We start from the raw sequence: 8,879 nt of genomic DNA, 5'->3' as shown, positions 1-8,879 counted from the left end.
GGGCGCGGCGGAACCTTCTCGCGGGCGCTTCAGCGCGGCCAGCCGCTTCTCGGCCTCCGGGCGCGCCTTGGAGTCCTTGGGCACGGCCTCGAACTGCGCGGCGACCTCCGCCCAGGCCGGGTCCTGCGCGGGGAGGTGCTGGTTGATCAGCTCCTGGTAGCGGCCCTCGGCCTTGCGCAGCTGCTCCGGGCCGGGGTCGGTGGAGCAGCCCGACAGGGCGAGCAGCCCCGCCAACAGCAGCGCGGCGGAATGTCGGAGATGAGCAATGCGCATGGTGTGGGGCTTCCTCCTGCTGGCCACCCGGTTAAACCACGGCTAGGGTGCGCCGTCGTGGCTCCCATCCTCCTCGCCTTCCTGCTCGGCCTGACCCAAGGGCTGCTCCACGCCCTGGGGCCGGACCACTGCGCCGCCATGGCCACGCTCGGCACCCTGGGTGGGGGCCGTCGCCGCGTCGCGCTGAAGACGGCGCTGCGCTTCGCCCTGGGCCACGCGGCCATGCTGGGCGGCATCGCGGCGGTGTGCCTCTTCGCGGGCGTGGGCCTGTCGGAGACCTTCGAGCGGTGGGCGGAGGTGTTCGGCGGCGCGGTGCTGGTGGCGCTGGCCGTCACCGCCCTGCTCTTCCCGCACAGCCTGGACCACGGCCACCCGCACCTGCCCGGCCACGACCGCGAGCCGCACGAGCACGTACACACCGTGAGCACCGCCGCGGGCGCCTTCATGGCCGTGAGCGGCGTGCGGTCGCTGCTCATCGCGCTGCCCCCGCTGCTGGTGGGCGGCAGCATGAGCCTGTCCGCGTGGACGTACCTGCCCGGCTTCGCGCTGGGCATCCTCATCGGCATGGGCGCGGTGGGGCTGCTGTTCGCCGAAGGCCTGTCGCGCGCCAACGCGCGCATCAGCCTGTGGATCCAGCGCGGCGTGGCGCTGGGCTCCGGCGCGCTGGGCCTGTTCTGGATCGGCTCGCGGCTGGGCTGAAGTGAGCCGGGGGCCCCGGAAACCGGGCGCCCCCTCCCGCCGCTACGAGCGCTTGTCCAGGATGCCCAGCGCCATCATGGACACCAGGAAGCCGTAGACGACGTGCTCCGGGCGGTTGGCGAACGCGAGCAGCTCCGCCACCACGCGGTTGCCGTCAATCTTGGGCAGCAGCTCCGCCTCCCAGCGCTCCAGCTCCACCTCGTTGAGGCCGTAGGCGGGGGCGACGGCGGGGATGAGCCGGTCCTCGGGCTGGAGCAGGCGGCGCAGGCGCTCCGGCTTGTAGAGCTTCTTGATGCCCCGGACGATGAGGTTGGCCGGGTGCACGTCCAGCTTGATGGACTCCGCGGAGGCCTTCTCCTTGAAGCTCATCACGTACGTGCCCTCCTCCCAGGAGAAGAGCGAGTAGATGATGGCCTTCACCTGCTGGCCCACGTAGTACAGCCGCTCCGTGTCCTTGAGCAGGGCGCGCTCCACCAGCACGTCGCCGGTGCGGCGGTGGCTCTGCGCGGCGACGGCTGACGCGTCCTGGAGCTGCTCGGGTTTGATCTTCCCCACGCGCACCAGGAACTGCCCGAAGCGGTCCGCCAGCAGGTTGGAGAGCGCGAACACCGGGGTGCCGTTCTCGAAGTAGACGACCTTCTTCACCTTGCCGCGCTGCACGCCCAGTTCGCCCGTCTCGCGCGACAGGTAGAAGGCGGTGAGCAGCGACGGCAGGTTGTCCCTCAGCTCGCCCCGGCGGCTGCCCGGCGAGCCCGCGCCCACCGGCAGCGGATCCGGCGGACGGCCCGGCGTGGGGGCCCGCACCTGGGTGGAGGGCACCTTCTGCATGGGCGTGGCGGTGAGGTTGGCGCCGCGGATTTCGGCCGTCAGGTTGCCGCCGCCGGTGACCTTGATGCGGCCGGTCAGCTCCATGGCGTCCTGCGGGCCCTCCTCCTCCACGTCGATGTCCAGCTCCACCTCGAAGGCGTCCTGCATGGAGGCGGCGGGGACCTTCTTCTCCGCGGGCAGCACCTTGGCCACCGCTTCCAGCAGCTTCTGGGCCTCGAAGGGTTTCTCGAAGTAGCCGGCGGCCTGGTACTTCTGGCGCGCCTCCGTGGCGTGCTTGCCGCCCTTGAAGACGCCGGTGATGAAGAGCAGCGGCAGCTGGGGGTTGTCCTTCCTGAGCGTGTCCGCCAGGTGGTAACCCATCATGTCCGGCAGCAGGATGTCCAAGACAGCACAGCCGGGCGGCTGGGCGCGGGCGGCCTCGATGGCCTGCTTGCCACGGCTGGCGCCCACCACCTCGTACCCGGCGTCCTCGAACAGCTGCGTGAGGAGGGAGAGGAGCTCCTGGTTGTCGTCCACGACGAGGATTCGAGGCGCCATCGCGGGGGGACCGTAGCAGATTCGGGCGCCCCGGCGGCCAGCGATTCCAGGGAACCCCGGAGGGCCGCCTCCTTCAGAGGATGGATGCAAGCGCCCCGATGTGGCGTTAGGGTGGCGCCCGCCTCATGTCCTCCCTCTTCTCCCGCATCCACCCGGCAGGGCTCCTGGCCGGATTCCTCCTGTTCTCACCCCTGGTGGCGCTGGGCCAGGAGGGCCAGCCGCAGGACGCGGGCCAGCCGGACGACCCCAACTCCCCCGAAGGGGACGACAACACGGGCCGCGTGCCCACCGACTGCCGCAGCACCAGCGACTGCGCGCCGCGCTTCAGCTGCAACTCGGGCAAGTGCAAGTACACGGGCATCCGCCAGGCGGAGACGCAGGGCTGCCTGCTGGGCCCGCAGGCGGCGCTGATGATCCTGGGCGTGGCCGCCGTGGCGGGCTCGCGGCGCCGCCGGTAGCGCCCAGGCCCACTCCCCCCATTCCAAGGAGCGACGCGCGATGCGGCTGGGCCTCAAGGCGGACAACCTCCTGGAGCGGGTGGCGGACTTCCTCAACCTGGCGCCGCAGCCGCTGGCGCACGCCTTCTTCGGGATGATGGCGTCGCGCACGCTGATGGCCGGCGCGCGGCTGGGCGTCTACGCGGCGCTGGCGGACGGCGCGGCGACGGCGGAGGCGCTGGCGGCGCGGCTGAAGACGAGCACCGAAGGCATGCGGGCGCTCCTGGAAGCGCTCATCGCCTGCGAGGTGGTGGAGCTGCACCGGGGCCGCTTCCGGCTGGCGCCCCGGGCGCGGCGGTGGCTGGACCCGCGCTCGCCGCAGGCCATCACGGCGTTCCTGGAGTTCAACTACGCGCAGTGGGACTGGTGGGGGCAGCTGGAGAACGCGGTGAAGAGCGGGCAGTCGGTGGACATCCACCAGTTCGCTCCGGACGACCCGCGCTGGCGCGACTACATCCAGGCCATGTACCAGCTGGCGCGGCTGGCCTCGCCGGAGGTGGCGGCGGCCATTCCCCTGCCCCGGGGAGCAAGGCACCTCTTGGACCTGGGCGGCGCGCACGGCTGGTACGCGGCGGAGCTGTGCCGGGCGCACCGGGGGCTGAAGGCCACGGTGGTGGACCTGGAGGGCAGCGTGCGCGTGGGGCGGGACATCATCGCCCAGGCGGGGCTGTCGCACCGGGTGACGCACAAGGAAGGGGACGTGCTGCACGCGGAGCTGGGCGGGCCGTATGACGGCGTGCTGCTGTTCCAGGTGATGCACCACCTGACGCCCGCGCAGAACGTGGCGCTCCTGCGGCGCGTGCGCGGGGCGATGGCGTCCCGGGGCACGCTGGCGGTGCTGGAGTACCTGCGCGAGGAGCGGGACACCCAGAGCACGTCCGCGCCGCTCATCGGCTTGCACTACTTCCTCACGTCCGGCGCGGCGTCGTACACGCCCGCGGAGGTCGAGGGCTTCCTGGATGACGCGGGTTTCAAGGTGCAGAGCACCAGGCCCATCCGGCATCTGCCGTTGCAGACGTTGCTCATCGCGCAGCCGGAGTAGCGGCCCTGGCGGCGGCTTGTCAGACGGTGGAGGTAACTCCACACTTCAGGCATGGCCTATGGCGCGAAACCACTCGGGGGTCCGGCGACCCTCGCTGACATCGAGGCCTTGCCCGAGGGCGTGGTGGGCGAGATCATCGATGGGACGTTGTACGCGCATGCGCGGCCCCGGGCCGGGCACATGGACCTGGTGGGCGCGCTGATTGAGGCGCTGCGAGGCCCCTTCCAGCGCGGCCAGCATGGTCCGGGCGGTTGGTGGATATTGGCGGAGCCAGGCATCCAGGTGGAGGGAGCGCCGGAGTTCAGTCCGGACCTCGCCGGCTGGAGGCGCGAGCGAGTGCCCGTACTGCCGGGAGGAAGGTGCAAGGTCGTCCCGGATTGGGCCTGCGAGATCCTGTCGCCGTCCACGCGGGCGTACGACACGCGCATCAAGCGTCCGTTCTACGCGCGCATCGGCATCCAGCACCTGTGGTTCATCGACCTGGAGGCGCGCACGCTCACCGTGAGCGAGCTGCGCGACGGGCGTTGGGTGGAGCTGGGCGCCTATGGCGAGGACGACGTCATCCGCGCGGCACCGTTCGACGCCATCGAGCTGCGGCTGGGCGAGTGGTGGCCGGTCACCGAAGCGTCTTGAGTGCTCGGCGCCGCCTGCTTGTCAGACGGTGCTGCTAACTCCACACTCCGGGCATGGCCTATGGCGCGAAACCACTCGAAGGTCCGGCGACCTTCGCTGACATCGAGGCCCTGCCCGAGGGCGTGGTGGGCGAGATCATCGATGGGACGCTGTATACGCAGGCGCGGCCGCGTGCCGCGCATGGGCATTTCGAGTACAGGCTCCACCGCGAGTTGGATGATGCCTTCCAACTGGGCGATGAGGAGATGCCGGGCGGCTGGTGGCTGATGACCGAGCCCGGTATCCGGGTGGGCGGCTCTCCGGAGTTCAGTCCGGATCTCGCGGGCTGGCGGCGCGAGCGGGTGCCCACCTTCCCCAAGGGACAGTGGACGGAGGTCCCGGACTGGGCGTGTGAAATCCTGTCACCGTCCACGCGGGCCTACGACACGCGCATCAAGCGGCCGTTCTACGCGCGCATCGGCATCAAGCACCTGTGGTTCATCGACCTGGACGTGCGCACGCTCACCGTGAGCGAGCTGCGGGACGGGCTCTGGGTGGAGGTGGGCGTCTACGGCGAGGAAGACGACCTCATCCGCGCCCCGCCCTTCGAGGAGCGGGACCTGCGGCTGGGCTGGCTCTGGAAGTCGCTTCCGCCTCCGGGCTAACGCGGCTTCGGCTTCGCCAGGGGCGGCGGCTTCGGCCTGCGGGCCGTCCGCTCGCGCTCCACCTGCATCTGGCGCTCGACGACCTCGTGGTGGAACTTCGCGAAGTTCACGGGCTCCAACAGCCGCCGGCCCGGGTTCGGGCCGGCGTGTTCGAGGATGGCGTCCAGCGCGGAGAGCGCTTCCGGCAGGAACTCCTCCCGGAGCAACACGATGGCCCGGCCCATGAGCGCGGTGGAGACCAGGGCTCTGAGCCTCGGGTCCGGGTCCTCGCTGTAGCGCACGTCCACTTCGTCGAACGCCTCCAGCGCTTCATCCACGTGCCCCAGCCCCTGGAGCGCGATGGCCCGCTGCAGCAGCGCCACCGCCGTCTGCTCCACCAGGAACGGATCCGCCTGTCCGTCGTACTCCTTCAGGAGTTCCTCGGACAGGCTCAGCGACGCCTCGAACCGCTCCGCCTGGTTGTGGGCGGCGAGCACCGCCGTGCGCGCCATCTCCACCGGAACGCGCAGGTCGGGCCGCTGCGCGGAGGCCCCGAAGCGGCTCAGCAACCGCTCCAGCCAGTTGCTGCACATGGGCTCCTGGTTCATCTCCAGGAGCACGCGGGCCCGGTACAGCATCCCCCACGCGATGCCCTCCCACAGCTCGGGCCTGCGCGGACTCCAGAAGCGGCGCTCCACCTCGTCGAAGTGGACGAGCGCCTCGTGGAACATCCCCTTCTCCGAAAGCGCCGCGCCCCGGTGCCCCAGCGCCCGCGCCACCTGGAGCTGGAGCGCCGGTGACTTCGACAGCGTGAAGCGCCGGTACACCTCGTCACAGAGGGGGATCGCCTCCTCCAGGTCACCCGAGCGGATGCACGCGCGCGCCCGGTCCATCTTCTCCTTCGCCTCCACCTCCGGCGGCACCGCCCCCTCAGCGTCCGGCATCGGCCCGCCCGTCAGTCCCCGGCGCCAGCGGCGGCACGTCCCGGCCCTCGCCGAAGCCGAGCGCCCAGAAGCGCGGCCGCACCTCCTCGCGCATCAGCAACCGCAAGAGCAGGTACTTCGCTTCGTCCTGGCCGTCCCACGCCATGGGGAAGGTGCCGTAGTGCATCGCCACCGACGTGCTCGAGCGCAGCACGCGGTGCGCCTTCAGCGCGTCCTCCGGCCCCATGTGCACCGCGTGCAGGACGCGCGGGCGGAACGCGCCGATGGGCAGCACCGACAGACGCATGGGCCCGAAGCGCTCCGCGATGCGGTCGAAGTGCGGCCCCAGCCCCGTGTCGCCCGCGAAGAGCACCGGCCCGCCGGACGTCTCCAGCACGTAGCCCGCCCACAGCGTCTCCTCCTGGTCCGTCAGCCCCCGGTTCGAGCGGTGCTGCGCGGGCACCGCCCACACCTTCAGTCCCGGCGGCCCGCCCTGCGCGGACTGCCACCAGTCCAGCTCCTCCACGCGCTGGAAGCCCTCGTCCCTCAGCAGCTCGCGGTTGCCCAGCCCCACGACGAAGAGCGGATGGTGCGCGGCCTCCAGCCGCCGCAGCGTGGGCAGGTCCAGGTGGTCGTAGTGGTTGTGGCTCACCACCACGACGTCGATGGGCGGCAGGTCCTGGAAGCGGATGCCCGGGGGCCGCACGCGGCGGGGGCCCACGAAGGACACGGGGCTCGCCCGCTCCGAATAGATGGGGTCCGTCAGCACGTTCACGCCGTCCGCCTGGAGCAGCACCGTGGCGTGGTTGATGAACGTCACGCGCAGCTCCCCCGCGCCCACGCGCTCCGGCGGCTTCGGGCCGGAGGGCTCGTCCACGAAGTCCCGCCACGGGCCGCGCTTCTCCTCCATCGCGGCCCGCACCAGCGTGAGCGGGGACAGCTTCGGCGCCTCGCCCAGGTTCTGGAACGACTCGCCGTCGAAGTGGTCCGTCACCGGGCCCCGGTGCACGGTGCCGGCGAAGCAGCCCGTGAACAGCGACAGGGCCAGCACGGGCCACAGCCGCGTCACTTGATGACGATGGTCCAGTCGCATTCGAAGGGCTCTCCGTCGAGGGTGGGCAGCACGTAGCGCGAGGCCTGGATGCTGTTGAGCGCCTGCGCCAGCAGGTCCGGGGGCAGGTTCGCCTCCCGCACCTCGCAGCGCTGGGGCACGCCGCCCTGCACCAGCCGGCACGTCACGCGCACGTGGTGCTTGCGGCCCTCGCGCCAGCGCTCGAAGGCCTCCTGGAACACCGGGTCGTCCGGCGGACCGCCGCGCACGCGCCGGGGCTCCTTCACGTGCTGGGACAGCCAGGCGCAGGCGTCCTTGACCTGCCCGTCACACGCCTTGCCCATCAGCGACAGCGCGCGCAGCCGCTCCGGGCCCCGCGCGTTCGTGGCCAGCAGGGTGAGCGCCTGGTCGAAGCAGTCCTTCGCCGTGCGCACCGTGCAGTCTGCGGTGGTGGCCGGGGAGGTGCCCGCGGCAAAGGCGCCCACGGCGCGGGGCGCATCAGGTCCTCCGCCACGCGTGCGGGGTCGCTGCGCCGCTGCCCGCATGCGGACATGGCGCCGAGCAGCGCCAGCGGGAGGAGGAGGGAGCGCCAGGTCATGGCGCCATCGTAGACGGCCCGCGCCCGGGAAGGGATGTCAGTGGAGCCGGGCGGCTTCCAGCGCCCGGGCCAGGGTGCGCGTCCCCGCGCGGAGGGCGTCCGGCCGCACGCCCCCGAAGCCGAAGACGAGGCCGGACTCCCGGCGCCGGCCGAGGAAGTAGTCCGACAGGGCGGCGACCTCCACGCCCCTCCGGGCTGCTTCGTCGCGGACGCGCAGGTCGGACAGCGGCGCCGCGAGCGACGCGCACACCTGCATGCCGGTGTCACAGGGCCGGGACGTGAGGACGCCCGAGCAGTCGACGCTCAGGGCTTCGAGCAGGGCTTCGCCGCGCTCACGGTAGGCCGTGCGCATGCGGCGCAGGTGGCGGGCGAAGTGCCCCTCCGCGAGGAACACGGCGAGCGCGGCCTGCTCCAGCGACGAGGCCGGCGCGGACGCGGCGGCGCGGGCGGCGGAGAAGACGTCCACCAGCGACGGCGGCGCGATGAAGAAGCCCAGGCGCAGGCCGGGGAACATCGACTTGCTGAACGTGCCCACGTAGACGACGCAGCCGGCGTCATCGAGCCCCTGGAGCGCGGTGAGGGGACGGCCCCGGTGGCGGAACTCGCTGTCGTAGTCGTCCTCGATGATCAGCGCGCGGGTGCGCTCCGCCCACTGGAGCAGCGACATCCGTCGCGCCAGGCTCAGCGTGACGCCCAGCGGGTACTGGTGCGAAGGCGCCACCAGCGCGACGCGGGCCCTGGGAGCACGAGCGATGCCCGCGCCCACGTCGAGCCCCTCCGCGTCCACGGGGACGGGCACGGGGCGACCTCCAGCGGCGAGCACGGCACGACGGGCACCGGGATAGCCGGGGTCCTCCACCCAGACGGAGTCCCCCGGGTCGAGCGCGAGGCGGAGGATTTCATCGAAGGCCTGCTGGGTGCCCGCCGTGACGAAGACCTGCGCGGGCACGCAGCGCACGCCGCGTGACGAGGACACATGGGTGGCGATGGCTTCGCGCAGCGGCGCATGGCCGGAAGGGTCGCCGCCGTCGAGCAGGCCCGTGCTCGCGCGAGCATGGACGCGAGACACCGTGCGGGCCCAGAGCGCGGCCGGGAACAGGTCGAGCGCGGGCACGCCGGGCTGAAGGCGCGAGGCGCCGAGCCAGACGCGGAGCGCCGACGGGCGCGGCTCCGCG

10 protein-coding genes and 1 pseudogene are annotated in these 8,879 nt (G+C 72.1%); 5 read left to right on the top strand and 6 right to left on the bottom strand.

What is annotated here, in order from left to right:
• Window positions 1–273, bottom strand: a pseudogene (locus tag ACLEQD_RS30715) (hypothetical protein); the annotation flags it as partial.
• 57 nt (window positions 274–330) lie between these two features.
• Here ACLEQD_RS30715 and ACLEQD_RS30710 point away from each other — a divergent pair.
• Window positions 331–972: a hypothetical protein gene (locus tag ACLEQD_RS30710; RefSeq protein WP_338263006.1), complete on the top strand. Its 642-nt coding sequence runs from the start codon at window positions 331–333 to the stop codon at window positions 970–972.
• Between the two features lie 42 nt (window positions 973–1,014).
• On the opposite strand, the gene ACLEQD_RS30705 is transcribed toward ACLEQD_RS30710, so the two are convergent.
• Window positions 1,015–2,337 (bottom strand): response regulator, encoded by a 1,323-nt coding sequence (locus tag ACLEQD_RS30705; RefSeq protein ID WP_410388985.1) that lies wholly within the window; start codon window positions 2,335–2,337, stop codon window positions 1,015–1,017.
• A 125-nt stretch (window positions 2,338–2,462) separates the two neighbouring features.
• Between ACLEQD_RS30705 and ACLEQD_RS30700 the strand changes: the two genes are divergently transcribed.
• The 4 genes from ACLEQD_RS30700 to ACLEQD_RS30685 all read left to right on the top strand — a co-directional run bounded on the left by ACLEQD_RS30700 (window position 2,463) and on the right by ACLEQD_RS30685 (window position 5,153).
• Window positions 2,463–2,795: an MXAN_6627.5 family MYXO-CTERM protein gene (locus tag ACLEQD_RS30700; protein WP_171412565.1), complete on the top strand. Its 333-nt coding sequence runs from the start codon at window positions 2,463–2,465 to the stop codon at window positions 2,793–2,795.
• A 40-nt stretch (window positions 2,796–2,835) separates the two neighbouring features.
• On the top strand, window positions 2,836–3,876 hold the full coding sequence (locus ACLEQD_RS30695; protein ID WP_410388983.1) for a methyltransferase: 1,041 nt from the start codon (window positions 2,836–2,838) through the stop codon (window positions 3,874–3,876).
• 108 nt (window positions 3,877–3,984) lie between these two features.
• Entirely contained in the window at window positions 3,985–4,509 is a 525-nt protein-coding gene (locus ACLEQD_RS30690; RefSeq protein ID WP_410388981.1) for a Uma2 family endonuclease, read from the top strand.
• A gap of 53 nt (window positions 4,510–4,562) precedes the next feature.
• Window positions 4,563–5,153 (top strand): Uma2 family endonuclease, encoded by a 591-nt coding sequence (locus ACLEQD_RS30685; RefSeq protein ID WP_410388980.1) that lies wholly within the window; start codon window positions 4,563–4,565, stop codon window positions 5,151–5,153.
• On the opposite strand, the gene ACLEQD_RS30680 is transcribed toward ACLEQD_RS30685, so the two are convergent.
• From ACLEQD_RS30680 to ACLEQD_RS30665, 4 genes are all read right to left on the bottom strand, one after another.
• Window positions 5,150–6,076: a hypothetical protein gene (locus tag ACLEQD_RS30680; protein ID WP_410388978.1), complete on the bottom strand. Its 927-nt coding sequence runs from the start codon at window positions 6,074–6,076 to the stop codon at window positions 5,150–5,152. The two genes, ACLEQD_RS30685 and ACLEQD_RS30680, sit on opposite strands and share 4 nt — an antisense overlap.
• Window positions 6,063–7,148, bottom strand: a complete 1,086-nt coding sequence (locus tag ACLEQD_RS30675; RefSeq protein WP_410388976.1) for an MBL fold metallo-hydrolase — start codon at window positions 7,146–7,148, stop codon at window positions 6,063–6,065. Before ACLEQD_RS30675 ends, ACLEQD_RS30680 begins: the two co-directional genes overlap by 14 nt.
• Window positions 7,121–7,591, bottom strand: a complete 471-nt coding sequence (locus tag ACLEQD_RS30670; protein ID WP_410388974.1) for a hypothetical protein — start codon at window positions 7,589–7,591, stop codon at window positions 7,121–7,123. Before ACLEQD_RS30670 ends, ACLEQD_RS30675 begins: the two co-directional genes overlap by 28 nt.
• A 150-nt stretch (window positions 7,592–7,741) precedes the next feature.
• The coding region (locus ACLEQD_RS30665) for a PLP-dependent aminotransferase family protein (RefSeq protein ID WP_410388972.1) at window positions 7,742–8,879 on the bottom strand (1,138 nt) is incomplete at its 5' end.

The sequence above is a fragment of the Corallococcus sp. 4LFB genome (genome assembly GCF_046520365.1).
Lineage (GTDB): Bacteria > Myxococcota > Myxococcia > Myxococcales > Myxococcaceae > Corallococcus > Corallococcus caeni.
This window is presented reverse-complemented; position numbering and strand designations above follow the sequence as displayed.